Here is a 26415-nt window from a genome sequence, read left to right as displayed (position 1 = left end):
AATTTATAATTTCGCCCAATATAGTAGTTCATCCGTAATAAAATTCTATTTTTATATCCACGAGATTTAGCTCTTTATATTCAAAATAATCGCTAAAGCTTGGCTAATTCCTTGCATTGTCTCTTCAGCCACAGTTCCCACTTGCCTGACCAGTCTTTGCTGGGAAATAGAACGCACCTGAAACGCATCTGCGGCTGACAACTTACTCAACCCATTTTCTGGTGTAGGTTCAACTCTTACCATCCAAGGCACTTGACCAAATGCGTTATTCCAGCCTGTAATCGGCACAACAATTTTTAAACGAAGAACCCCCATTTCATCATTGCTGACAATGATACAAGGGCGGGTTTTACCAATTTCATCACCAACAGTAGGGTCGGCACTATAAAGCCAAATCTGACCCCTACGCATAGTCATGATATTCATAAAAGTCTTCATTACAAGTATCAACAAACTCAGTTAGTTCACTTCCTTCTACGTAGTAGGTACGCATAAGTTCAGCAGCAGATATCAAACTCAATTCCTCTGGTTTATCCATGTCTTCGCGCACTAAACGCAGAGCAAATTCAATCACCTCCAGTCTTTCTATATTTGGCATCTCCTTGATTGCTTTTAAGATTTGGGCTTTTATCATATTGTTTACAGTTATTTAGTATTGCAAAAGAACCATCGTGATGAAATCCCCTCTCAATTGACCAAGAGGGGATAAAACTGTTAAAAAAACCACCCGTAAGAATGTAAACCTTTACCTAAAAGATTTACGCCGAGGTAGCAAATCCAAACGACAACTAAGCCACTGGCGGCTAAAATTGCAGGACGGCGACCTTGCCAACCGCGAGTGATTCTAGCGTGGAGATAGGCGGCGAAAACTAACCAAGTAATTAAAGCCCAAGTTTCTTTCGGGTCCCAACTCCAGTAAGAACCCCAAGCCTCGTTAGCCCAAACTCCACCGGCAATAATACCGATGGTAAGTAGAGGGAATCCCAAGCCAATGATGCGATAGCTGATATTGTCGAGGGTTTCAGCTAGGCTTAGGCGTTGGGGTGAGAGGGTTTCAGCAGATGTTACACTTGGAGATTGGGGAGTGGTAACTAAGTTTAAAACGGCTGTGTTGCCGTTACCGTTGTTATTGCTTTCTAAACGAACAAAGCCATTGTTTTCTACAGGTGGTGTTGCTGGTTGCGAAATTAGTTCACCTGCTTTGTGCAGACGGTAGCCATTGGTACGATAGCCACCATTACCAAAAGAACTGCCTTGTAATTGAATATTTTTTCCGCGAGTGACGACCAAAAAAGCGATCGCTAGCAAAGAACCAACCATCAAAGCTGAGTAACTCAACATCATGACGCTGACGTGCATCATCAGCCAATTAGACTTCAACGCTGGTACTAGCGGCTCTGCTATTTGCATCTCTGATGGTAATGTCAAGGTAGCAAAAGCACTGATTCCCATAGCGACAGGAGTTGTAAAGACTCCCACTAGGCGGCTACGACTGGAATTTTCTGCAATCAGATGCACTGTAGTGATTCCCCAAGCTAAGAAAAATAGGGATTCATACAAATTACTCAAAGGAAAATAACCAGCTTCCAACCAACGCGCACCAAGAAGGGTAGCGATGCACAAATTAGCGATCGCCATACCAGCCGTTCCTAAAGCATTAGTTGCTGGCAGATTGGGAAACGCTGCTCCCACCCAATACACCAGCATGGTGATAAATAAAACGGCAAATGAAGCGTTATCTAACCAATTCTGGAGTAAAACCAGATTCATAAAGTGTTCTCCGCAGGGGATGTTTGAAAATTTTGATTCTGACTGTTCTGATCCTAATCTGTTTCAGGAATTCAAAATTCAAAAATTTTCGGGAATTGGGTATAACTAGCAGCGAAATCGTCTTAACCCCAACTGACGTTAATTACGAATTACGTTAGCGTAGCGTTAGCGAGTCTTCGAGCGTCATTACGAATTACGAATTAGTCTTACTTCTCACCTTTTTTGAGTGTCAAAAAAATATCATAACGGGTGCTGCGATTGTCGCTGATGGCAGATGTTATACCAATGGAACGTGTAGCGGCTAGTAAGGGTTGTTGTTGGGGAATCAGTCTTGGTAGGGGAAAATTTTTCGTTATTTTTTCTACGTCAATGTAGAATTGACCATTTGTGGGATTAGGTTCTGTCGGTACTGTCTGTTGAAATGCCAGACTGTTAGCGAGGGTGGTACTAGGTTTAGGAAGAATTTTATCGGTGATGGGAGAACCTATTGCTAAAAAAGCTACATCTCCGTCTAACCAACCGTGAGTGGCGGTGAGTGTTCCAAACGGACTAATCCAGTTAACAACAGGTTTACCCGCTACTGTTGTGGATTTGATTTGGAACTGATACTGAGTTTTCACCACTTCATCTAGCTGTTTGATTGATGCCTCGGCTAATTGGCGATCGCTCGCTTGAATCATCAACACGAAAGCCGCCCGAAAATCTTGTGAATTTCCTGCTTTGGGAGTTCCAGGAATCACTGCTACAGCAACCTCGCCTTTCATCCAACTCAGGAAATCTTGTTCTAAATCCATGCTGGTAAGTGATTTCACTCCATTTCGCAGTTGTTCTGGTGTAATGGGTGACAGGGGATTGCCTTGGGATGTTAAAACGTATTCACTCCATAAACGCTTTAAATTACCTCCAGACAGCATCATTAAGGTTTCTGCTGGAATACGATTTTGCATAGTTCCAGCTTTATTTTCTACAGCCAAAACCCTTTGACTCCTAGGATTAAGCCAAGAAACTCCTTTAATGCGTAACCCTTCTGGTTCTAGTGTTACAGTTCCGGCTAAACCTTGGTTGTTTTGCAACTGGGCTAAAACTTGAGCAGGTAAAGGTCGATTAGGAGCTGTAGCCGCTATTTTGGCGGCGTTGGGTACGTTGAGATAAAACTGCGCTAAGGGTTGATAGCTAGCAATTTTCGGGAAATTGTCGGCAAAACCGCCTACAGTCGCCAAGGAGGTTCTACTTTTGTAAGCGTCAATTGTCCGTTCTGTTGTTTGGGGATTATCTGTAATCACCAGAAATTTTCCATCTAGGAATGCAGCCGATAAGTTTTCTCCAGGCTGTCCTTGACTTTGTTTGATCGTAATCCCTTGATAAATACGGTCAATCCACTTACCTTGTGTGCGGGTTTTTGGTTGAGCAAAGATAGTTTTAGCTTTCTCTGGGTTTTTCACCGGTAAAACCATTACCATCGACTGCGAATTACTGACAGGATTTTCAATATTGGAAACTGGTTTAGGGGCTGATTTATTTTGGGGGGCTAAAATTGCCAAGGTAACTTCATCACCTACCCACGGTTGAACGTCTCGCTCAAAGTTGTAACCGTGATTAGTAAGAAAGCGATCGCGTAATTGGACTAAGCTTTGATTAAGTTGTGCTTGAGTTTCTTTTGTGCCGAATTCTTGTAGTTTCTGCCATTGTTTGGTGTCTGTAGTCAGGGAAACAGCAAATAACGCATCACTAGGAATAATATTTGCACCCGTGAGCAAATCTCTATAAAATAACTGTCCTTGGCTCAAAAACCAGTACGCTGCACTCCCCACACCAATTAATAACCCAGCACCTGAGAGTGTCAATACCAAAGAAGATTTCTTGCTTTTCTTCTTGGGAGCAGACAATATAGGTGGTGTCACGTCGCTTCGCTCCGAATTCAAAAGTCAAAATTTAAAAGTCAGAATTTAAACAAGCTTTAATATTATTGGCAAATATTTCTATGCTTTGCCATTTTCGGGATTTACCTGCGTCGCCCCCAGATATTTGCTTAAATATGGTGAAAAAACCTCGTAAATCAACGTTAACGGTTGACCATGATGCCAAAATAAATAATGGCGACCCCAAAAAGGCCCTTCTACCTCAAATCCTGCTTCTAGGGCTGGTGAGTAGCCATAATAAATGCCGCGCACATCTCTATATAACTCTGTACGGAGACTCGCTAGACTAGCCCAAATCGTTAAGGAACGGTTCTGTAAATACTCATCTACATGACTAGCTTCCCACCATGAGGTAGCATAGGCTAATCGCTGACCTGATGCCGTGCGTAGCCACACCTGTCGCCTGAGCCTTGGCTCTGGGACGGATTTAATTAAATCTGGCGCACCATCCAAATCTGTGCCAATTAATGACATATCAATGACATCTACCTCTGTAGACTCACCTGTAAGTAATTCTAAGTGCCTTGTGGGTGAGCCGTCGCCAAGCAGCAGCATTTGCCACGCCGGAGCTAGTTGAGTGTGGGGCAAACTTTTTTTAATTACTTCCTCCCCACCTTGCCAAATTGGGGTAAGGCGATGCCATGCGGTTGGCAGTGTTGAGTTGTTAGTTGAAGTAAAAATTGCAGTCAATGTTCTTTACAAAAGTTTACCTATTTCTATAAAAGCACAAAAAACTAGAATTAAGTCCATAGTTATTAGTCATTAGTAAATAAATATGGGTGTAGGGGAAGAAGGGTGTCAGAGTAAAAAACATTCACCCCTATATCCCCATACCGCTACACCCACTAAAGGTTGATGAGTCAAGCAATTTTGGATTTTAGTAGGGGCTGGTTCACAGATATCCTCAGTTATTCACGATGATTTGGGTAAACCCGCCCCTACTGGACTTTGGTACTAAAAAATGCGGATGGCGAGACTCGAACTCGCAAGGCAAAGCCACACGCCCCTCAAACGTGCGCGTATACCAATTCCGCCACATCCGCATGAAGTTTCACAATTATAGATTGTAGCACAATAAACGTGAATAAATAAACGTAATTAGCAATTTAGGCAACTTTACCAAAAATTTAATTTTGCCGGATCACAAATTTCCCGAAGGAGGATACGAGACTAACAGAAATATAGTAGCTCCACAAGTGATATTAAATGGGGAGTGGTGAGTAGAAAGTAAATAACTATGCTCAAGACTCGTGACTCAGGACTGAAGCACACTCAGCACAGGCTATGCCCCGCTCGTGCATTCTACTCTAGATGAGGCTGGTAAATCTCCTGTCATAATTTGAGATAAAGCGATCGCTCGTTTTGCAACTTGGATGGGAGACAATTTCTATCTACTGGTACTGATATCAAAGCTGGAAAATGAAGTTTGACAAAATATTAATTGCCAATCGGGGAGAAATCGCCCTTCGCATTCTCCGCGCCTGTGAAGAAATGGGGATTGCGACGATCGCGGTTCACTCGACTGTTGACCGGAATGCTCTGCACGTCCAACTTGCTGATGAAGCGGTTTGCATTGGTGAACCGGCTAGCAGTAAAAGTTATTTGAATATTCCCAATATTATTGCGGCAGCTTTAACGCGCAATGCCAGTGCTATTCATCCTGGCTATGGTTTTTTGTCGGAAAATGCCAAATTTGCAGAAATTTGTGCTGACCATCACATTGCGTTTATTGGCCCCACGCCGGAAGCAATCAGGTTGATGGGGGATAAATCCACGGCTAAGGAAACCATGCAAAAAGCCGGAGTTCCTACTGTACCGGGGAGTGATGGTTTAGTAGAAACAGAGGAAGAAGGATTAGCAATTGCCAAAGACATCGGTTATCCGGTCATGATTAAAGCCACGGCTGGTGGTGGTGGAAGAGGTATGCGCTTAGTGCGATCGCAAGATGAATTTGTCAAACTGTTTTTAGCCGCCCAAGGTGAAGCAGGTGCAGCCTTTGGTAATGCTGGCGTTTATATCGAAAAGTTTATCGAACGTCCGCGCCACATTGAATTTCAAATTTTGGCTGATAATTTCGGCAACGTTATTCACTTAGGTGAACGAGATTGCTCAATTCAACGCCGCAACCAAAAGTTACTAGAAGAATCTCCCAGCCCTGCACTTGACTCAGACCTCCGGGAAAAAATGGGACAAGCAGCCGTCAAAGCTGCCCAGTTCATTAACTACACCGGTGCAGGTACTATCGAGTTTCTCTTAGATAAATCCGGTATGTTTTACTTTATGGAAATGAACACCCGGATTCAAGTAGAACATCCTGTAACTGAGATGGTGACTGGGGTAGACTTGCTAGTAGAACAAATTAGAATTGCTCAAGGGGAAAGACTGAGGCTAACTCAAGACCAAGTAGTTTTGCGGGGTCATGCGATCGAATGTCGCATCAACGCCGAAGACCCCGACCATGATTTTCGCCCCGCTCCCGGACGTATTAGCGGCTATCTTCCCCCTGGAGGCCCTGGGGTGCGGATTGACTCCCACGTTTACACCGATTACCAAATTCCCCCCTATTACGACTCCCTCATCGGTAAATTAATCGTTTGGGGGCCAGATCGTGCTACTGCTATTAACCGCATGAAACGCGCTCTCAGGGAATGTGCAATTACTGGTTTGCCCACGACAATTGCATTTCATCAAAAAATTATGGAAAATCCCCAGTTTTTAGCAGGTCATGTTTACACCAATTTCATTCAGGAGATGAAACTTTAGGAAATTGGGGATTGAGGATTAGAAGTTGAAAGGTAAAGGGTAAAGCATAAAAGGTTGATAAGTGTTTCTCTTATTTTCAACTTAATACCTTTCCCTTGCCTGACCTCAAACCCAGCTTGGTTTAGATGTAGAGACGCGATATATCACGTCTCTAAGACCGATTATCGAGTATTGGCAACTTTTGGTGATCTAGGCTGAGGGAAGGCAGAAGGCAGAAGTTGAAAGGGTGGAAGTAATAATTTCAACCCTTGAGTTTGTTTAAATAATGTCACTTTATAAATGTTAGAAAATGGTAATTGTAAATTTGTAAATTTTGTAAAAATGAAAGAGGAGTAGAAATTAGAGTAGGAGCATTTTGTGATTAGACAAACTTATGACAAAGAGTTTTGATCTGGTACACTGAACGCATTGATTGGGCTAAGTTGACCTATGACTATTACGATTCCCTCCGGGACAGCAAAGCCGAACGACCAACCAATACAACAGAAGCCACTCAGTTTTGACGAGTTTCTCGGCCGTTATAGTGGCGATAACCGCTATGAACTGATCGATGGAGAAGTGTTTGACTTGGAACCAACAGGATCGCATGAAGAGGTTGCAGCCTTCATTACTGCAAAGATATGCGTCCAGATCGACAGAACAGGCTTACCCTGGTTTGTCCTTCAGCGAGGACTATTGCGGCCTTCTAATATTGGTATGACAGCATTTCGACCGGATGTTGCAGTTGTCAATCGAGATGAACTTACCAAAGAACCGCTTTGGTCTGACCAGTCTATCCTGACGCTGGGTAGTTCGATTAAATTTGTGGCGGAAGTTGTTAGTAGCAACTGGCAAAATGATTATGCCCGTAAGGTTGAAGACTACGCAGTTTTAGGTATTCCCGAATATTGGATTGCAGACTACGCAGGTAATGGTGGTACTAAACATATTGGGAAACCCAAACAACCCACTCTCTCTATCTGTACGCTAATAAATGGGGAATATGAAATTCAGCAGTTTCGGGGTAATCAAACCATAGGCTCTCTCACCTTCCCAAATTTAAAACTGACGGCTGAACAGGTGTTGAGGGCTGGTAGATAAAATCTTCACAATTCGACAACCCTTGACGTGAGATAGCCTTTTATGCACCTGCCCATTCGTTAACTGACACGAGACATCATGGTGATTAATCCCTGCTGACCTAAGAGAATTTCTCTTAGCAAGCTCAAAATCCCAACCCAAATAATAGGGGTGATGTCAACGCCGCCTATGGGTGCTACTAGTTTTCGCAAAGGGATTAAAAATGGTTCAGTTGGCCAGGCAATGAGATTAAACGGCAACCGATTCAGATCCACTTGCGGATACCAAGTAAGAATGATGCGGAAAATAAACAAAAACGTCATTAGCCCCAGCACAGGGCCAAGAATCCAAGCAGTTAGGTTAACACCAGTCATGAAATTGATCTGAGCTACTATTTGTGAACAGAGAAAAAACTAGGGGTGCAAGCTGAATAATTTAAGCATTGTAAAGTATTCTATATTTAAATTCTAACCAAATGCTGTTAATTATTAGCGTGTGTCGAAAAGTAACTAAGGTGACATACTCCCTACTTTCTGTAACCTTTCCCCTGTCCCCTGTTCCCTTTTCTTTGTTGCCTTTCAACACAATAGACTTCTCAAGGATGTGATACACCATTAGAATTATGATGAAGTGTGTAAATAAAGGTTGAGATCCATGACACCATCTTTATCAAATTTTCTTTGGAGTCTAGGTTGGGGTACTTTAATTGTTGTTATCCCTGCTACAGTTGGTTTGATTTTCATCAGCCAAAAAGATAAAATCCAACGTTCCTAATGTTTGAGTGAGTCCGTTCGACTTTCTCAAACGATTGTCTGTCAGCTTATTAGACTGCTGACAGACTTAAGCTTTTTTTAGCTTGCGGTGAATAGCTTCAGAGCTTCTTTGCCAGTTGCTTTGAAGCTTAAATATTATATTGTGATTGCGTAAAGTAGTGATTTTAAGTGTGGCTCGTTAACATAGATTTGATATTGGGATAAAGAACAATGCTAAATTTTGGGCTGAACTCAGCCAGTGTTCTGGCTCAGGTAAATTTTGGAACGAACTCAGCCAGTATTCTAGGGATTTTCCTGGCTGTGGCTGGGGCAGCACTGTATTTTCTCCGTACCGTGCGTCCAGAACTGTCAAGAGATCAAGATATCTTTTTTGCGGCTGTTGGCTTGCTGTGCGGGTTCATTCTTGTTTTCCAAGGATGGCGTTTAGACCCGATTTTGCAATTTGGTCAACTGCTTTTAGTGGGGACAACTGTATTTTTTGCTATTGAAAGTATTCGCTTACGGAGTATTGCTACTCAACAAGCCAAACGCAATACACCGATTGTGGATGAGCGCGAGGTGAGCAGAGATTACTCGTATAACAGGAAACGGAGCGGATACGAGGCTGAAGTGGAATCAGACTATGAACCACTACCTTATCAAGAGGAAGAAGAAGAAGAACGTCCTGTACGCGCCCGGATTCGACCTAGTAGAGATGATCGTTCCGCTCGTGATGACTATTATGAGGAGCAACCACCCCGCAGGGAACGCCGCCCCAGTAGCGACAGACCAGAACCGACGACAGATAGAACATCGCGCCGCCGTCCTCCTACGCGTCCATCTAGTCGGACTCCTGAAAGATCCGAACAAGAAGATTGGAATTCTTCCTCTAATAAAGAAGTTGGTGATTGGGAAAGTTCTAGCCGAGAAACCAGAAAACCTTCTCGTCGGGGTAATAACACTTCCCCGCGCTCAGAAGTAAACGAAGATACGCCACCCAGACCAAGAAAACGTCGTCCACCTGCTGATACCAATCCTCGCAGACAGATAGAGGATGATGAAGCAATCCCAACTGATTATGTACCGTATAAACCCATAGATTCATCAGATGTAGATTCTGATAATTCTACAGATTATGATGATGTATAAAGCGGTCGGGATAGATGTAAGCTTATAGGCGACGGAAAACAGTAGATATCTGAGGTGAAAAAATTTACTTCTGAGTTTTGGCTGCAAAAACCAATTTATTGCAGCTTAGTTTTTGGTTTGACCGCTTTGCTAGGCTCTTGTGGCTCTGGTGATATTCCTCTTGGCCCTACTTCCCTTAATAGTCGCTACACAGAAGAACAACCAGCTTTAAGTGGTAATGGTCGCTTTTTGGCGTTGATTTCCAATCGTAATAATACTCACCAGTTACTTGTGTATGATTTGCAACAGCAAAGTTTTATTAGTACACCGGGGCTAAACCGACGTGAAACAATTATCGAAAGTCCTAGCCTCAGCTACACTGGACGCTATATTGCTTACCTCACCAGCGACCAAGGTAGACCAGTGGTAGCACTATACGATCGCGCCACACAACAATCACAAATTGCTACCCCAACTTATCGCGGTTGGGTCAGAAATCCTGCCATCAGTCCCGATGGACGTTATATAATTTTTGAAACAGCCGCCCGTGGTCAGTGGGATATTGAAGTTCTCGATAGGGGGCCGAATATTGAATTAGATATTCCCAATGGGGCGACTGTGAATCCGCCACAGTAAATTCAAAATTCAAAATGACGCTCGATGACTCGCTAACGCTGCGCTAACAAAATTCAAAATTGAAGAGTGACTGCAACTAGGGGTTAGAGAAACTTTGACGAATGACCAATGACTAATGAATAAACGTATTTTTATTCCTATATGTGCTTGTGCAGGGTTATTAACTGGCTGTTTTGGTTATCCTCGGTTGGTGAGTTATCCCTTTGATCCGGGTGGGAGGAGTATAAATAGTCTTGCTTCGGAACTCAATCCGCAAACTTCGGGTAGATATATTGTGTTTACTAGCGATCGCCGGGGTAGCCAAGACGTTTATTTATTTGATACCCTGGCGCGTAATTTAATCGAATTACCGGGTTTAAATGCTTTAGATACGATCGCCTCTCATCCCAGTGTTTCCGAAGATGCTCGTTATATTGTTTTTGCTGCTAGTCGTCAGGGGCGATCGGCGATTTTTCTCTATGACCGGGAAACACGACAAGCACGCAATTTAACCGGCAACTTACAAGCAGAAGTTCGCAACCCTACAATTAGTGCTGATGGTAGTAAGATTGCTTTTGAGTTTAGTAATAACGGGCAGTGGGATATTTCAGTCTATGACCGTTTTGGGCAGCCTATAAACGTCCCTCAAGATCCACGATGAGGGAGTAGTGAGTGCTGAGTGCTGAGTAATGAGTAATGAGTAATGAGTAATGAGTAATGAGTAATGAGTAATGAGTAATTAGTTTTCTCCCCAGTCCCCTATCACCTATCACCTATCACCTGTCACCTGTCACCTGTCACCTTCCTCCTGTTTCACAGCTTCAATGAGCGATCGCACTTGCTCTGTTCCCTCGGATGGCTCAAATGAGAGGGGAAATTTACCTTTGGCAATCATGCGTAATCCTAGCGGTGCAAGACTTAGTAATCCTCTCAGGTCTTTAAAGTAGTTACCCACTACTTGTACACCAAATTGTCTTTCATCAATCCAGCCACCTGCTTTGACTAAATCTACTAATACTTTGCGGTGGCGAATTGAGCGACTGTCACTAGCTTGTTTGTGGCTAAGAATTTCCTGTTTAATTTTAGTGATTTGTTCTAAGGGGGCGACTTCCATTGGACACACTGCATCGCAGTATAGACAACGGGTACAGCCCCACACACCTTTAGTCCCTTCGTTGTAATTTTCTAGGCGATTGGCTGTATCGCTGTCACGCAAGTCGGCAACCATGCGGTAGGCTTTGGCGAGGGCGTGAGGGCCAACAAAATCGGGGTTGACTTCACGAGCATTGCATTCCGAGTAGCAAGCACCGCACATAATACAATTACCAGTTTGATCTAGAAGCGATCGCTCTTCGGGTGTTTGCAAAAACTCTCTTTCTGGTACTTGCCTAGCAGCTGTACTAACATAGGGCGTTACCGCTTCTAAATTATTCCAGAAACTACTCATATCCACGACTAAATCTTTAATCACTGGCATATTGCCTAGGGGTGCGATCGTGATTTCTGGAATATTATTGGCTGAATTTTTTAATCTTGCCAGTTCACTACCCACATTTTCTTTACAAGCTAGAGCCGAACGGCCATTAATTCGCATCGCACAACTACCACAAATCGTATTGCGGCAATTTTTGCGAAATGCTAAAGTTCCATCTTGCTCCCACTTAATGCGATTGAGGCAATCCAAAATGGTATTACTAGGTTCTGTCTCTAAAAGGTAAGTTTCCACAACAGCAGCAGAATTTTGCTGTTGCCGAATGATTTTAAAATTAACTTCCATGATTACCAACCAAATTCTTAAAATTGCTGCATCAGCCTAAAAAAAATCTTGAGTCTAGGCTGGTGGTTGTAAAAAGTGAACTATATATATTGTTGTCCCTAATTCGCCGATTGGCATTAATAGGCTGATCCTTCAAGCGTGACTGATTCTAGTTTAAAGATAACCAAGATAATTTTAGTCGTAGAACGACCATCAGCTAAATTTATATTGCCATCTCACATCGGATGCGAAAATTAATTGTAGTGTATTATTCAAATTACCTGTTTGGCAGGATCAGTCAAGGGGGTTTACCAAGAATGAATATAGGTTTATTCTCTATATTGGCGAAATATATACAATAAATGCTCTTCAGGTTAGTGAGACATCTTGAAGTCAACATCTAAGAGCATAAAGATTCATAAAACACCTCAAAAAGTTACTAAATTTTAAATCTTTTGTCTGTATTGAAGCATTAAAGCTGAAAATAAACATTTGATCATCGATCAAGTCTCCAGTAGAGATGGACAGATTTATTCTTCCCATAGACAGACGTACATAAAACAGCAGACCTTTTTCTCTAAAGACAATAAACCAGGAGGGTCATACTCACAGCTTTTTGTCTGGGCTGAATCAAGAAAACCAAAAGATATAACTTACTCATCAAAACTGCTCATCTGAATTTAGATTAATTTTTATAAAAGTCATACAGCAATAGTCACTCTTCGTCATGAACTTAAATAAAATCCTTACTGGTTTCTGTTTCTAGGAGCTAGGGGATTTAGATATAAGTTTACTTCAAGTTAAATTTTAAAATAAACAATTATTTTGCTATTATTAGTCCATGCTAGTATTTAATATAAAATTACGAAGTCACAAAACCAGGATTAATAGCTGTAGAAGTACAGCCAACACTGTTTAGTTTCTTCGTAGTGTAGAGACAGAAATTTCATGTCTCGACAGGTAGGACAAAAGGGTGTATGTCCGTAAGACCATATTCAAATACGATGCTGTCCTTAGCTCAAGAGTAAAGTAGGTAAAACCTGAGAACTCAAAAGCTATAAAGGTAGGCAGTGCAAGAGTAAAACCTGCAATTTCTTTGGTCTATAACTACTTTGTAACAGTCAGACCAAACGAGAAAATGATTGCCTTCTCAATCATGAATAATGGTTTAAAATGCCGTAAAATCACTGAAACTAATACCTGTGGAACTCGTGACCTCTCATCTGTTGTGGTTATCCATAATAGAGGTACTTGAGAACAATATCAGCAGGAATTCACCCTTTAACTTGAAGTCCCCAGTAGCTTTGTACAGATGCTAAAAAGTCAAATACTGGACTAGGACGACATAATTTATCAGTTTGGAGAGAGTAAGGAAAACTTGAGAATAATGAGTGAAACTGCAACCGCGCCTTTAACTGGAAAATCACTGCTGGCGAAAGTAAAAGAACTTTCTAATTTACCACGAAGAGAAAGAGCCAAGCAGTGTGGTTATTACACTGTTACTAAGAATAACCAAGTCCGCGTCAATCTTACTGATTTTTATGATGCTTTGCTATCGGCTAGAGGAATTCCTCTGAGTCCAGAAGCACCAAAAGATGGTCGTGGTCGTGAACCGACATATCGCGTTAGCGTTCATCAAAACGGTCAAATTGTTATTGGTGCTACATACACCAAAGCAATGGGCTTAAAACCAGGTGATGAATTTGAAATCAGACTAGGATACAAGCATATTCACTTAATTCAACTGGGTGAAAGTGATAAGAAGCTTGTAGCTGATATTGATGTTGAAGACGCTGACGAAGATTTGGAAGACGAAGAATAAATTTTCTGGTAGTGGGGGTGAGTTTTTGTAACTTATCCCTAAAACCAGAAAAGACTTGCTTTCCTAATTAAATAATTTTATCTAACGTAAAAATACGATTAGACCCCTTGCAGAAGTCACCAATTTTGGTAGAGTCTTGAGTAATCAGCAAGATGTTTACTCTGCAAGAATTTTATCGTGATTTTTTTGTTTAGTTTGACCAATTTCCTTCAGCCATCCATCAACAATGTACTGGCATTTATGAAAGATGCACCAGTAATAGTTGTCGTGATGGCATTTTTTATTGCTTGGATAGGTTGTTGGCTGCCAATCGCACTCATATTACTCAGGTTGTTGCATTGGCAACCCATAAAACCGTTACAACCAGAACAAAAATTACCATTAATTGTCTCACTGTATCTATTAGCACCTCTGATTGTTTGGGGTGTTATTTTGCTAACTAATAGTTCTTTCTCAAACTATGGATTTGCTCCTAATTTTGCTATTTTAGGCTCTTTAGCACTAGGTTTTGGGTTAGGAGTGTTAACTATAGCTATTTCATATACCTGTCAATTTTGGCTAGGTTGGTGCGACTTTAAAAAAATAAATATCAAGCAAATAGCATCTATCTTGCCATCTATTTTATTGATAGCGTTGCTTGTTGGGGGAATAGAAGAATTAGTATTTCGGGGTTTTTTATTCACAGAATTAGAGCGAGATTATCCTGTATGGGTAGCAGCAGTGATTTCTAGCATAATTTTTGCTGTCTTACATTTAGTTTGGGAACAACAGGAAACTATCCCCCAACTACCGGGACTTTGGTTATTGGGAATGATGCTAGTTTTGGCAAGAATATGCGATCGCCATAACTTAGGTATAGCCTGGGGATTACATTCCGCTTTAGTATTTACGATCGCGACTATAGATACAGCCCAACTAGTCACTTATACAGGTAAAGTCTCCGAGTGGTGGACTGGGAAAAACAAAAAACCCCTAGCCGGGGTCGCGGGAATTGTTTGTGTTTTAGGAATTAGCTTGATTCTTGGGTTATTTTCTAGCTATTTTTCTATTTGATGTAACATATAATTAACGGTTAATTTCATGTTTAGTCTATGATCGACCTAAACAATATTCACTCGCTCTCGGAGTTTCAAAGGAACACCAAGCAGTACATTCAGCAGATGGAACAAAGTGAAAAACCCATTGTGCTGACTGTCAACGGTGCAGCTCAACTTGTCGTGCAGGATGCCAAAGCCTATCAGAAACTTTTGGAGCGGTTAGAATATGCCGAAACTGTCGCTGCACTCAGAGAAGGAATTCAGGAAATCGAGCAAGGAAAAGGAGTACTAGCAAAAGAAGCATTGGAAGGGTTAAGAAGAAAGCATGGAATTTCGCATTAGCATCTCTCCGTCGGCTCTGGCTGATGCGGAAGCTGCCTACCTTTGGATTCGAGAGCGAGATCCACAGATGGCGGACAAATGGTTTAACGGACTTCTTGATGCAATTGATTCACTTAAACATCTTCCGGCTCGTTGTCCTACTGCTCCTGAAAGCGAGGAGTTAGGAATAGAAATCCGCCAACTGCTCTACGGAAAATCAAAACGATTTCGTTACCGAATCCTTTTTGGTATTTCTGAAACAGAAGTGAATATCTACCGAATTAGACATACTGCACAAAGATATCTGACAGATGATGATATCGAGCTAGAGGATAAATAAAAAGGAATTATTTAGTAGTTTGTTTAATATCGAGAAATGCGATCGCGTCCTAGATTATACCAACGCGATCGCTAATTGCTCTAACCAATCAAACCGATCACAGCCGTAACCACACGATGGGTAATGGGTAGACTATCTACCACCATCGCCAAACACAGCAGCATCATGTAAGAGATAGAGTAGAGAAACAAATTTCTAGCTGTAGTGCGGTCTTCGGGGTTGTGTAACAAACACCAAGACTTGCGGATAAATAATCCTCCTAAACCAGCTGCGAAGGCGGCGTAAACGATCCCGCTAGCGTGTAGAGGAAAAACTAATAACATCGTTGCTACGACTGTAATCAGAGTGTAGTACCAAATTTGCTTCACCGTGACTGTAGCACCTTCCACTACAGGTAGCATGGGAATGCCCACCTTGGCGTAGTCATCACGAATCATCAGAGCTAAAGCCCAGAAGTGGGGCGGTGTCCACAGAAAGACGATCGCAAAAATTAGCCATGCAGCCCAGCTTAAAGTGCCTGTAACGGCTGCCCAACCAACTAAAGCCGGAATTGCACCAGCCGCCCCACCAATGACAATATTTTGGGTACTATGACGCTTTAGCCAATGGGTGTAAACCAAAACATAAAAAATAATGCCAGAGAATGCTAGCAAAGCGGCTAGGAGATTTGCAAATACCGTGAGAAGGGTGAAAGAAAGTATTGCTAGGGCGATCGCAAAAATCAGGGCATCACGGGGTTGTACCCTCCCAGAAGGCATGGGACGATGACGCGTCCGTTCCATGTCGTAATCAATATCTCGGTCATAAATGCAGTTAATTGTCTGCGCGCTAGCTGCTGCTAACGTCCCACCAGCCAAAGTAACTAACAACAGCAAAGGGTCTACTTCCCCTTTTGCCGCAATCCACATACTCCCAGCAGTAGTAATTAGTAGCAATGGGATAATTCTAGGTTTAGTTAGCTGATAATAGCTTTGAACTACCTGAAGAAAGGTTTCGTGGTGGCGAGAGACATTAGTCTCGATCATTTTTACTTTAATTCCTTTTTTTTCAAGAACTGATGTGCAGCCATTGCTCTAGATTGGTAATCCTTGCCTTTACTACTGCCATGTAGAGAGTGTTGAGTTAAAAGGCAGGGAGTAGAGTTTTGAGCTTCATTTGTAGGGAGAAAGTCTGCCAACGATGGGTGGAAGTCAAAACGCTTCCTGCTTTTTCGCTCAGATCCCTTCCTCCTCACTGTTTCATACTTTTTTGGTGTCAGTAGTTCATTATCAACATAGGAGTGGGGGTGTAGGGGTGTAGGGGTGTAGGGGTGTAGGGGTATAAGGGTAAAGAGTAATTTTTATGCCCTTGTTGTGTGATTCATTACATTGAGTATTCAAAAAACTAATCTCTAACCTGTAACCTGTAACCTGTAACCTATAACCTGTAACCTATAACCTGTAACCTGTCACCTATCACCTGTCACCTGTCACACCTATCACCTCAATCTCACCGTTTGCAGCCCAGTCGCGCAGTGCGAGAACTGTAAAACCCACCAAAACACCCAAAAGTGTGGCACCTACAGCTTGATGAGTGACAGTCAGAGGCTCGACTTGTAGATGTAATCGGAAGGTAGCAAATCCCAACAAGATTTGTAAAATTAACAACCCACCTGCCATATTAGCTAGTTTCCGCAAAGCTGGGTGTAGTGCTGGTGTACGCCAGGAAATCAACACTACGGCTAAAGTTGCGACTGTTGGCGGTACTAAGCCGAAAATGTGGCTATACATCACGCCACACAGTTGAGAACCACCAAAGCACTGATGTAACGCCCAACGAGAGCCGACTAAAGCACCTAATAGACTTTGCAGATAAACTAAAATCGCGGCTGTTAAACCCACCCAAGGCAGTTTACCAACGTTGCCTGTTCCCTGGTAGGGAGTCAGAGCCATGCCAATAATCAGTAGGGTAATGAAAAACAATAACGCTGTCCCCAGGTGGGCAGTGACGATATCAAATCGTAACAGTTGAGTAACGGTGAGTCCGCCCAGAATCCCTTGGAAGACGATTAAAAACAGGGCAAATGTACCCGCCCAAGGTAGCCAACGGGGTAACGCCTGCCGATGCCACCAGGATAAACCAAACAAGGCGATCGCGCTAATGCCAATTAAACTGGCATCCAAACGGTGAAACCACTCCAAAAACACTTGGAGATTCATTTGCTTGGCTGGTACTAGTTCTCCATAGCAAAGTGGCCAGTCTGGGCAAGCAAGCCCAGCATTCATCACGCGGGTAGCACTGCCTATAGCCATCAAAATCAAGGTGGCTATGCTCATTTTCCACACGAGGCGACGAATTACTTCCTTGGGCTTTTGCTGCTCTGTTGCTGCTTCATTTTGTTGTTTTAGGACAAATTCGCTCATGAACAATACCTTCTGCCCACTTTTTGGTAGAACTTCTTAAAATTTGCAATTTTCATACCGACCCATATCCACCCTAGCGTATATACCAAGGTTTATTGATGAGCTTTCTTCTAATAATTTGAATCACTTTTGCCCTTGCTAGCCGGAAGCTTTAGGTATTTTTCAAGTTGTCAGAAATTTGTTATTATCAATACCATTTCATTTGCTAAATTTTCCTTAAATTTTTCTAATTTTTGATATCTACTCTGGAAAGTATGTAATAAATCTCTTTTACTCAAGATTAGTAAAATACTCGAAAAAATTAATAAAAATTTCAGACCTTTCGGGTCAATATCTAATAGCCTAGATTACCTTAGTAAGTAAGTCGCTTCGAGATAACGTCATTAATTCATTTAAGTGAGCCGTGAAAATCCCAAGTTCCATCTGGACATTATTAATTGGTATCGGGCTAACCCTAACAAGCCTATGGTACGGTCAAAATCACGGTTTGTTGCCAACAGCAGCCTCGGATGAAGCCGTGCTAGTAGATGGTCTTTTCAATACGATGATGACCGTCTCAGCAGGTATATTTCTGATTGTTGAAGGTGTATTAATTTACTGTGCAGTTAAATATCGTCGGCGGGCTGGCGACAATGAAGACGGCCCACCAATTGAGGGTAATGTACCTTTAGAGATACTTTGGACAGCGATCCCCGCAATTATTGTTATCGGTATTTCTGTCTATAGCTTTGAAGTTTATAATGACATCGGTGGCTTTGATCCCCACTCTGTCCATGAATCCCCCATTATGCAGGAATCGATGGCGATGCCTGGGGCGGCGATCGCTGCAACTTTAAATGATACGCCTCCTAGCACTGCACCCAACCTTAATCAACAAAAATCTGATGAGGCGATGCAAGACCCAGCAACAGCCGCAGTCCGCAATGCTGACCAAATTCCTCAAAAGCAGGATGCTCCAGGGGTAGGTATTGTATCTCCTAGCATTGGGGCTAGCCCTGAAAATGCCGGCAAACCACCTGGGTTAAAAATTAACGTCACTGGTTTACAATACGCTTGGATTTTTACCTATCCCGAAACAGGTATTACCACTGGGGAAATGCACGTTCCCATTGGGCGGGAGGTGCAAATTAATATGACAGCTAATGATGTGATTCACGCCTTTTGGGTCCCCGAATTTCGGCTGAAACAGGATGCGATCCCTGGTAGACAAAGCGAACTCCGCTTTACACCAAAAGTTGAGGGTGATTATACTCTCATCTGTGCTGAACTGTGCGGCCCCTACCACGGCGCGATGAGAACACAGGTGGTAGTGGAGAAACCTGAAGCATTTGAAAAATGGATGCAAGAGCAGTTAGTTGCGAATAATAACACTCTTAAGGAAGCCGTTGCTGTCAACCCAGCTAACCTAACTCCAGATGAATTCCTCGCACCTTACACCAAAGACATGGGAATTCAACCAGCAATGTTACATCACATTCATAAATAACGCCGTGTGCAACTTTCTCTCAAACCTAACCCCCAACCCCTTCCCTTGTAGGGAAGGGGAGCAAGATTTAAAGCCTCTCTCCTTGCAGGGGAGGTACTCTACGAGAAGAGCTTCGCTCTATGGAGAGGGGTTTCAAAAATAAGTTGCACATCGCGTTAAATAGTCAACAGTCCACAATCCAAAGCCATAACCAAGAACTACTGACTAATCACCATTGACTATTGACTCTTAACCATGACACAAGCTCAGTTACAAGAAACTGCCAACATCCCTGTTCATATTCCAGAACCAGGGGTCAGAAAATGGCAAGACTACTTTAGCTTCAATACCGATCACAAGGTAATTGGGCTACAATATCTAGTCACTTCGTTCATTTTTTACTGCATTGGCGGCGTTTTAGCTGACTTGGTGCGTACAGAATTGCGAACCCCAGAAGTAGATTTTGTCAGTCCAGAACTCTACAACAGCCTATTTACACTGCACGCCACAATCATGATTTTCTTGTGGATTGTGCCAGCCGGGGCAGGTTTTGCTAATTATCTGATTCCCCTGATGATTGGGGCTAGAGATATGGCATTCCCTAGGCTGAATGCTGTAGCTTTTTGGATGATCCCCCCAGCCGGCTTGTTGCTGGTTGCTAGTTTAGTCATCGGGGATGCAGCCGAAGCCGGTTGGACTTCCTACCCTCCCTTAAGTTTGGTGACAGGACAGGTAGGTGAGGGTATTTGGATTATGAGTGTCCTGCTGTTGGGTACGTCATCGATTTTGGGGGCGATTAATTTTCTCGTCACCCTGCTAAAGATGCGTATTCCCAGTATGGGCTTCCATCAAATGCCCTTGTTTTGTTGGGCGATGCTGGCTACTTCAGCGTTGGTTTTACTCTCAACACCAGTATTAGCCGCCGGTTTGATTCTGCTGGCTTTTGACTTATTAGCAGGAACGACATTTTTTAACCCGACTGGTGGCGGTGATCCGGTAGTTTACCAGCATATGTTCTGGTTTTACTCCCACCCGGCGGTATATATCATGATTTTGCCATTTTTCGGGGCAATTTCAGAGATTATTCCCATTCACTCCCGTAAACCAATTTTCGGTTATAAAGCGATCGCCTACTCATCCTTAGCCATCAGTTTCTTAGGGCTAATTGTCTGGGCGCACCATATGTTTACCAGTGGTATTCCCGGTTGGTTGCGGATGTTCTTTATGATCACCACCATGATCATTGCCGTACCCACAGGAATTAAAATTTTCAGCTGGTTGGCAACAATGTGGGGTGGCAAAATCCAGTTCAACAGTCCCATGCTGTTCGCGATGGGTTTCGTCGGGACTTTCGTAATTGGTGGGATTAGTGGTGTAATGTTGGCAGCTGTGCCTTTTGACATCCACGTCCACGACACTTACTTTGTAGTAGCGCACCTGCACTATGTACTTTTCGGTGGTAGTGTGCTGGGTATTTTCGCAGCCATTTATCATTGGTTTCCGAAAATGACTGGACGGATGTTTAATGAGACTTGGGGTAAAGTACATTTTGCTCTGACAATTGTGGGTTTGAATATGACTTTCCTACCCATGCACAAGCTAGGTTTAATGGGGATGAATCGCCGGATTGCTCAGTACGACCCCAAATTTACCTTATTAAATGAAATTTGTACTTATGGTTCGTACATTCTCGCAGTTTCCACCTTCCCCTTTATCATCAATGCTATTTGGAGTTGGTTATACGGCGAGAAAGCTAGCAATAATCCCTGGAAAGCCCTCACCTTAGAGTGGATGACCACCTCGCCACCAGAAATTGAAAACTTTGAAACTCTCCCAATATTGACCACAGGCCCCTACGACTATGGGGTAAAACACGCACCTGCAAATGTATCTCCATCTGAGAATCCCGTATTCAGGGCTGATCTCGATGAGCCATACCCCAGCATTGAGTCGGATATAGAGACTAGAATCTAACGAAACAGCCGGGGAGCAAACTAATTCAAAATGACGCTCGCGGACTCGCTAACGCTGTGCTAACAAAATTCAAAATTAAAGAATTTTTGCCTTTTGCCTTTTTTATTGCGAATTGCGTTAGCGAAGCGGGACGTTAGTCCATTGCGAATTGCGAATTGGTTTTATCCCCAATCCCCAATACATTCACACTTGTCAAAATTCATGCAAAGTCAAACTATTGACCCAGCGCAAACGGAACTGAATCATCACCACGCGGCGGTGGAGGGACATCATGAAGAACATCCCGATCATCGCCTGTTTGGGATATTTGTGTTCTTGATTGCTGAAGGGATGATTTTTATGGGGTTGTTCGGGGCTTATTTAGCTTTCCGTTCAACTTTACCTGTGTGGCCGCCAGCCGGGACACCAGATTTAGAATTATTGTTACCTGGAGTGAACACTGTCAATCTGATTGCTAGTAGTTTTGTTATGCATAATGCTGATACTGCTATCAAAAAGAATGATACGAAGGGTATGCGTACCTGGTTGGCAATTACCGCCGCAATGGGTGCGATTTTCTTGGTAGGACAGGTTTATGAATACACGCATCTTGAATTTGGTCTGACGACTAATTTGTTTGCTAGTGCGTTTTATGTGTTGACTGGTTTCCACGGTTTGCACGTAACTATCGGTGTTTTAGCGATTGTGGCTGTGTTGTGGCGATCGCGCACTCCTGGTCACTACAGTAATGAAAAACACTTTGGTGTGGAAGCTGCGGAAATCTATTGGCACTTTGTTGACGTAATTTGGATTATTTTGTTCGGATTGTTGTATTTACTGTAGGTATTCTTTATTAGTTGTTCACTCCACGCGGACAACTAAAAATTCTGCCCCCCCTATGGGGGTTTTTTTATTTCTCTGTAGATATATTATTTTTTAACCACAGAGACACGGAGACACAGAGAAGAAAATATTCTTTATTGGTTGTATAAAAAGTTATTGTGCATAATAGTAAGGTTTGCATACGAGTAGTTGTAACTACTTTGTTAGAATTGGTCAGAACTTTTATGGTTGGTTCGGTTGATTGGGTTGGTAAATGTACAAAAATTTCTTATAAGTAATTTGGCGATCGCTCAATAGTAGGTGTTACGTGCTGAAAGAGGAGAAAAAATATGACTAAAACAGCCTTAATTACAGGAATTACTGGTCAAGATGGCTACTATCTCAGCCATTTACTTCTTAAGCATGGTTACAGAGTGGTGGGATTAGTCTCTCCACACCGACAACCGAATTTAGCAAAGTTGGGTGACTTAGCTAATCAGGTGGAAATCTACACTGTGGACTTGAGAGATAGCACGGCAATTTTGAATGCAGTAGAACAACTCCGTCCCCACGAAATTTATAATTTGGCTGCACCTAGTTTTGTCCCTGATTCGTGGAAAGATCCACTGGGAACACTAGACCTAATTACTGGGACTGCTACACGTTTATTAGATGCAGTCCGACAAGTGGGTTTATCTACCCGGTTTTATCAAGCTAGTAGTTCGGAGATGTTTGGGGATGTTTTCTGTTCTCCTCAAGATGAAGACACTCCCTGTAGACCCAAAAATCCCTATGCAGCAGCTAAACTCCACGCTCATTGGACAATGGTGCATCACCGTCAACGCTATGGTCTATTTGCTTGTAGTGGGATTTTATACAATCATGAATCACCTCTACGTCCACCACAATTTGTTACCCGTAAAGTTTCTTTGGCCGCAGCATCGATCAAACTTGGTTTAGCTGACAAACTGGAAATGGGTAGTCTAGATGCCAAACGGGATTGGGGTTTTGCAGGTGATTACGTAAAAGCTATGTGGTTGATGCTACAAGTTGATGAGCCAGAGGAATATGTAATTGGCACAGGTAAATTACATAGTGTTAGGGAACTGGTATCTATAGCTTTTGAATGTGTAGGATTAAATTGGCAAAATCACGTAGTTATCAATCCTGATTTCCTCAGAGCAGATGAGCATTTTCAACTGGTAGCTAACCCCGCTAAAGCGAAAAAGAATCTAGGGTGGGAAGGGCAAATTAGCTTTGAACGACTTTTAGAGCAAATGGTGCAAACAGATATAGAGCGATTACAAAACGGTAAAATAGCTGAAGTGTCTAGCAAACAACTCCTCGTAGAGTAGAGTGCTTTTAACAGTTATCAGTTATCAGTTATCAGTTATCAACTTCCCTTCCTGGGTGTATTTCATAAATTAAATAAATAATAAGAATATCAATGCTAATTGATCCAGTGGCAGAAAAAATTAATTTGGGTGCAGATTCCAGTCAACAAGTTAATCATGTTTTTGTGTTCTTAGAGATTTTTGCACTGGAAGGTGGTATTCAATCCTATGTGAAGGATATTTTTCGTGCTTATTTAAGCTTGGGTGCAGGTTATCAAGCAGAAGTATTTTTGTTGCGCGATAGTCCCAATTGTTCAAATCCGTTTGAGGGCGATAGTCTACGACCGATAGACGGTCATGGCTTAAAATTTTATTACTTTAAAAATCAGTCGCCCCAGATGGGAAGAATTACAATGGCTGGGGCATTACTTAAGTATTTATTGCAAAACCGCCCCGAACGGGTTTTCTGCGGTCATATTAAACTGGCTGCACTTATCCAAACCCTCTGTCAACCACTGGGGATTCCTTACACCATCCTCACCTATGGTAAAGAAGTTTGGCAAGAACTCCCAAAACGAGAACGCCGCGCAATAGCCGCAGCAAACGAAATTTGGACAATTAGCCGCTATAGTCGTGATCAAGCCTGTGCTGCTAATGGCATAGATCCTAACAAGGTCAGAATGCTACCTTGTGCCATTGATGGGGATAGATTTACTCCCGGCGCAAAGCTACCGGAATTAGTAACGAAATACGGCTTAACGGATGCTAAGGTCATCATGACCGTAGCGCGATTGTGGTCAGGAGATATATATAAAGGTGTAGATGTGACAATTCGCGCCTTACCCAAAATATTACAGGTGTTCCCAGAAGTAAAATATTTAGTTATTGGTCGCGGGGATGACCAACCGCGATTAGCACAGCTAGCCCAAGATTTAGGTGTAAGCGATCGCGTTGTCTTTGCTGGTTTTGTCCCTACAGAAGATTTAATAGCACATTACCGCCTCGCTGATGCCTATATCATGCCGTCTCAAGAAGGTTTTGGCATTGTTTATTTAGAGGCTATGGCCTGTGGCATACCAGTATTATCTGGTGATAATGATGGATCTGCTGACCCCTTGCAAGATGGTAAAGTTGGGTGGCAAGTCCCCCACCGTAATCCAGAAGCCGTAGCCGCAGCTTGTATCGAAATTCTTCAAGGAAAAGATCCGCGTTGTGATGGACAATGGCTAAGAGAACAGGCGATCGCTAATTTTGGTCAAGCAGCCTTGCAACAGCAACTTTTGTCTCTACTTGAGAGGGGACAGGGGACAGGGGACAGGTGAGAGTAACTAATGATTAATGACCATCGAATAAACTCGTTATCCTAGAGAAAGAGCAAGATAATATTTAAAAATGCGGCTTAACAATTCTCAACTGAATCTTTTGAATCTCCGTCCCTTGCTGACACTGTTAGCAGTTACTTGGTTGCTGGCTTCTTTGGGTTTGGGCTGGTTAGTAAATTCGTTGGTGATTCTTTTTGGATTGCTATTGCTAGCCCCTGTGGTAGCGTTTTTTGGGTTGCGCTGGTGGTTAGAACGCAACTTGGTGGCTGATAAATGTCCGGTCTGTGCATATGAATTTACAGGTTTAAATAATAGCCAATTGCAGTGTCCTAACTGTGGAGAACAACTAACAGTACAAAAAGGTCATTTTCAACGCTTCGCACCAGAAGGGACAATTGATGTCACAGCAGTAGAAATACCAAGTCAGCAATTAGAAGATTGAATTGGGGAATAAGTCAGGTTTCCATGCCCTATTTCCTATAACGGAGATAAATCCACCCCAGCCACCAGCAACAACTCCAGTAGCAACTCAAACTACGACCGTTGGACGGAGCTTTTGGCTACAATGGATGTTAGCAAATACCGTGGCCTTGCTTGTCTGGCTCGTTATGTTCAAAATGAATCAAAGTTCTAGTAATCCTTTGACTTTTATAACGCTTGTTTTATCAAAAAGTGAAGGTTCAAAACCTCGCCCCTGGTGGGCGAAACAGTCCTTGTATCGCAAGGTAGGTAAAAACCCCACCCCTTGTGGGTGGCTTAGTTTAATTGCGAATTGCGAATTGCGAATTGCGAATTGGTTTTATTATTCCTTTTACTTTGTGGGGCAGTATACAGTGGTTAATACTGAGACATCTGTTTCCTTGTAAGTAGTGGGTATTGTTCACTGTTTTAGGTACGGCTATAGGAATTTTTCTGGCAACTCCATTTTCAAATCAGAGTTATAGTTATTATTCTGACGGGTGGTTTTGGGTATCTGTATCTGGTGCAATAGTTGGTACTTCACTCGGATTCATGCAATGGTTTGTGCTGAAAATCATGTCTATCTTCCAGTCCTCAGTCCCCAATCCCCTGCTGAAAGTTACACTTCTTCACATATCTGCAATGTGGAATCAAGTTTTGCCGTAACCTGATAATGATAGTACCGGCAATTATTGAGAGAAGAGATTCACAAAGGCAGGTTGCAATTCATGGCTTATTCCTGGTTTAAAGCATTTCATATTATTGGCATTGTGGTTTGGTTTGCGGGGTTGTTCTACCTGGTACGTCTATTTATCTATCATGTAGAAGCTAACCAAGAACCAGAACCAGCACGGACGATACTGAAAAATCAGTATCAAATTATGGAAAAACGCCTCTATAACATCATTACTACCCCAGGAATGTTGGTGACGGTAGCAATGGCTATTGGTTTATTAAGTACAGAACCGGAAGTTTTAAAAGAGGGTTGGTTACACTTCAAGTTGCTGTTTGTGGTTTTGCTGTTGGGTTATCATCATTACTGCGGTCGGTTAATGAAGAAGTTAGCCGCCGATGAATGTCGCTGGAGTGGGCAGCAGTTACGGGCGTTGAATGAAGCACCTACAGTTATGCTAGTAGTGATAGTGATGCTGGCTGTGTTTAAGAATAATCTACCCACCGACCTGACAGCTTGGTTGATTTTTGCACTGATTATTTTGATGGCGGTGACAATTCAACTATACGCCAGAAAACGCAGGCTGGATAAAGAGAAACTGACAGCCCAAATAGGACAAGTTCCTCAAGAACAAAGTTAGACTGGATTGCCGGAGATATCGTAGCATTAGGAAATATCACAAAATAGTTGCGATATCTCAGGT

Annotated in this window: 26 protein-coding genes and 1 tRNA gene; 17 read left to right on the top strand and 10 right to left on the bottom strand. The window is 42.6% G+C overall.

Annotated elements, in window-relative coordinates; all coding sequences use genetic code 11:
- Nucleotides 1-66: 66 nt before the first annotated feature.
- From L6494_RS15390 to L6494_RS15365, 6 genes are all read right to left on the bottom strand, one after another.
- Entirely contained in the window at nt 67-417 is a 351-nt protein-coding gene (locus L6494_RS15390) for a type II toxin-antitoxin system PemK/MazF family toxin (RefSeq protein WP_330911012.1), read from the bottom strand.
- Entirely contained in the window at nt 404-634 is a 231-nt protein-coding gene (locus tag L6494_RS15385) for a hypothetical protein (protein ID WP_237988586.1), read from the bottom strand. The genes L6494_RS15390 and L6494_RS15385 overlap by 14 nt, the downstream gene beginning before the upstream one ends.
- A gap of 80 nt (nt 635-714) precedes the next feature.
- On the bottom strand, nt 715-1770 hold the full coding sequence (gene ccsB / locus L6494_RS15380) for a c-type cytochrome biogenesis protein CcsB (RefSeq protein WP_237988585.1): 1056 nt from the start codon (nt 1768-1770) through the stop codon (nt 715-717).
- 206 nt (nt 1771-1976) lie between these two features.
- Nucleotides 1977-3671: a DUF3352 domain-containing protein gene (locus L6494_RS15375; RefSeq protein ID WP_237988584.1), complete on the bottom strand. Its 1695-nt coding sequence runs from the start codon at nt 3669-3671 to the stop codon at nt 1977-1979.
- Between the two features lie 78 nt (nt 3672-3749).
- Nucleotides 3750-4379, bottom strand: a complete 630-nt coding sequence (locus tag L6494_RS15370; RefSeq protein ID WP_237988583.1) for a chorismate lyase — start codon at nt 4377-4379, stop codon at nt 3750-3752.
- A gap of 272 nt (nt 4380-4651) precedes the next feature.
- Nucleotides 4652-4732 (bottom strand) — tRNA-Leu (locus tag L6494_RS15365).
- A 376-nt stretch (nt 4733-5108) separates the two neighbouring features.
- On the opposite strand from L6494_RS15365, the gene accC reads away from it, so the two are divergent.
- Entirely contained in the window at nt 5109-6452 is a 1344-nt protein-coding gene (accC, locus tag L6494_RS15360) for an acetyl-CoA carboxylase biotin carboxylase subunit (protein WP_237988582.1), read from the top strand.
- Nucleotides 6453-6881: 429 nt separating this feature from the next.
- Nucleotides 6882-7532, top strand: coding sequence for a Uma2 family endonuclease (locus L6494_RS15355; RefSeq protein WP_237988581.1), 651 nt, complete (start codon nt 6882-6884; stop codon nt 7530-7532).
- A 59-nt stretch (nt 7533-7591) separates the two neighbouring features.
- Here L6494_RS15355 and L6494_RS15350 read toward each other — a convergent pair whose 3' ends face one another.
- Nucleotides 7592-7885: a YggT family protein gene (locus tag L6494_RS15350; RefSeq protein ID WP_237988579.1), complete on the bottom strand. Its 294-nt coding sequence runs from the start codon at nt 7883-7885 to the stop codon at nt 7592-7594.
- A gap of 280 nt (nt 7886-8165) precedes the next feature.
- On the opposite strand from L6494_RS15350, the gene psbX reads away from it, so the two are divergent.
- From psbX to L6494_RS15330, 4 genes are all read left to right on the top strand, one after another.
- The gene (psbX, locus tag L6494_RS15345; protein ID WP_237988577.1) at nt 8166-8285 is read left to right on the top strand and encodes a photosystem II reaction center X protein; all 120 of its coding nucleotides are present in this window, start codon (nt 8166-8168) and stop codon (nt 8283-8285) included.
- 209 nt (nt 8286-8494) lie between these two features.
- Complete coding sequence (locus L6494_RS15340) at nt 8495-9412, top strand: Ycf66 family protein (RefSeq protein ID WP_237988576.1); 918 nt, start codon at nt 8495-8497, stop codon at nt 9410-9412.
- Nucleotides 9413-9466: 54 nt separating this feature from the next.
- Nucleotides 9467-10027, top strand: a complete 561-nt coding sequence (locus L6494_RS15335) for a TolB family protein (RefSeq protein ID WP_237988575.1) — start codon at nt 9467-9469, stop codon at nt 10025-10027.
- 115 nt (nt 10028-10142) lie between these two features.
- Nucleotides 10143-10667: a TolB family protein gene (locus L6494_RS15330; protein ID WP_237988574.1), complete on the top strand. Its 525-nt coding sequence runs from the start codon at nt 10143-10145 to the stop codon at nt 10665-10667.
- A gap of 129 nt (nt 10668-10796) precedes the next feature.
- Here L6494_RS15330 and L6494_RS15325 read toward each other — a convergent pair whose 3' ends face one another.
- On the bottom strand, nt 10797-11783 hold the full coding sequence (locus L6494_RS15325) for a succinate dehydrogenase/fumarate reductase iron-sulfur subunit (protein ID WP_237988573.1): 987 nt from the start codon (nt 11781-11783) through the stop codon (nt 10797-10799).
- A gap of 1366 nt (nt 11784-13149) precedes the next feature.
- Here L6494_RS15325 and L6494_RS15320 point away from each other — a divergent pair.
- From L6494_RS15320 to L6494_RS15305, 4 genes are all read left to right on the top strand, one after another.
- A complete protein-coding gene (locus L6494_RS15320; RefSeq protein ID WP_237988572.1) occupies nt 13150-13584 on the top strand; it encodes an AbrB family transcriptional regulator in 435 nt (144 codons plus the stop codon).
- 177 nt (nt 13585-13761) lie between these two features.
- Complete coding sequence (locus L6494_RS15315) at nt 13762-14637, top strand: lysostaphin resistance A-like protein (protein ID WP_442946959.1); 876 nt, start codon at nt 13762-13764, stop codon at nt 14635-14637.
- A 38-nt stretch (nt 14638-14675) separates the two neighbouring features.
- Nucleotides 14676-14963, top strand: a complete 288-nt coding sequence (locus tag L6494_RS15310; protein ID WP_237988571.1) for a type II toxin-antitoxin system Phd/YefM family antitoxin — start codon at nt 14676-14678, stop codon at nt 14961-14963.
- Nucleotides 14947-15282: a type II toxin-antitoxin system RelE/ParE family toxin gene (locus L6494_RS15305; protein ID WP_237988570.1), complete on the top strand. Its 336-nt coding sequence runs from the start codon at nt 14947-14949 to the stop codon at nt 15280-15282. Before L6494_RS15310 ends, L6494_RS15305 begins: the two co-directional genes overlap by 17 nt.
- Before the next feature lie 80 nt (nt 15283-15362).
- Here the strand turns inward: L6494_RS15305 and L6494_RS15300 are convergent, their stop codons facing one another.
- Together L6494_RS15300 and L6494_RS15295 are read right to left on the bottom strand one after the other, a co-directional pair.
- Entirely contained in the window at nt 15363-16307 is a 945-nt protein-coding gene (locus L6494_RS15300) for a heme o synthase (protein ID WP_237988568.1), read from the bottom strand.
- Between the two features lie 429 nt (nt 16308-16736).
- Nucleotides 16737-17684 carry a COX15/CtaA family protein gene (locus L6494_RS15295; protein WP_237988566.1) on the bottom strand — a complete coding sequence of 316 codons (948 nt, stop codon included), beginning with the start codon at nt 17682-17684 and terminating at the stop codon, nt 16737-16739.
- 403 nt (nt 17685-18087) lie between these two features.
- Here L6494_RS15295 and L6494_RS15290 point away from each other — a divergent pair, with 403 nt between their 5' ends.
- The 7 genes from L6494_RS15290 (at nt 18088) to hemJ (ending at nt 26352) form a co-directional block, all read left to right on the top strand.
- Nucleotides 18088-19170, top strand: coding sequence for a cytochrome c oxidase subunit II (locus tag L6494_RS15290; protein WP_237988565.1), 1083 nt, complete (start codon nt 18088-18090; stop codon nt 19168-19170).
- Between the two features lie 234 nt (nt 19171-19404).
- Entirely contained in the window at nt 19405-21123 is a 1719-nt protein-coding gene (ctaD, locus tag L6494_RS15285; protein ID WP_237988563.1) for a cytochrome c oxidase subunit I, read from the top strand.
- A 201-nt stretch (nt 21124-21324) separates the two neighbouring features.
- The gene (locus L6494_RS15280) at nt 21325-21945 is read left to right on the top strand and encodes a cytochrome c oxidase subunit 3 (RefSeq protein ID WP_237988561.1); all 621 of its coding nucleotides are present in this window, start codon (nt 21325-21327) and stop codon (nt 21943-21945) included.
- A gap of 329 nt (nt 21946-22274) precedes the next feature.
- Nucleotides 22275-23279 carry a GDP-mannose 4,6-dehydratase gene (locus L6494_RS15275; RefSeq protein ID WP_237988559.1) on the top strand — a complete coding sequence of 335 codons (1005 nt, stop codon included), beginning with the start codon at nt 22275-22277 and terminating at the stop codon, nt 23277-23279.
- A 92-nt stretch (nt 23280-23371) separates the two neighbouring features.
- Nucleotides 23372-24580, top strand: a complete 1209-nt coding sequence (locus L6494_RS15270; RefSeq protein ID WP_237988558.1) for a glycosyltransferase family 4 protein — start codon at nt 23372-23374, stop codon at nt 24578-24580.
- A 70-nt stretch (nt 24581-24650) separates the two neighbouring features.
- On the top strand, nt 24651-25022 hold the full coding sequence (locus L6494_RS15265; protein WP_237988556.1) for a hypothetical protein: 372 nt from the start codon (nt 24651-24653) through the stop codon (nt 25020-25022).
- Nucleotides 25023-25767: 745 nt separating this feature from the next.
- Nucleotides 25768-26352, top strand: a complete 585-nt coding sequence (hemJ, locus tag L6494_RS15260; protein ID WP_190703530.1) for a protoporphyrinogen oxidase HemJ — start codon at nt 25768-25770, stop codon at nt 26350-26352.
- Nucleotides 26353-26415 lie beyond the last annotated feature (63 nt).

This window comes from Nostoc sp. UHCC 0870, assembly GCF_022063185.1.
GTDB lineage: Bacteria > Cyanobacteriota > Cyanobacteriia > Cyanobacteriales > Nostocaceae > Trichormus.
The sequence above is the reverse complement of the archived record's forward strand: the minus strand, read 5'-3'. Positions and strand labels throughout refer to the sequence as shown.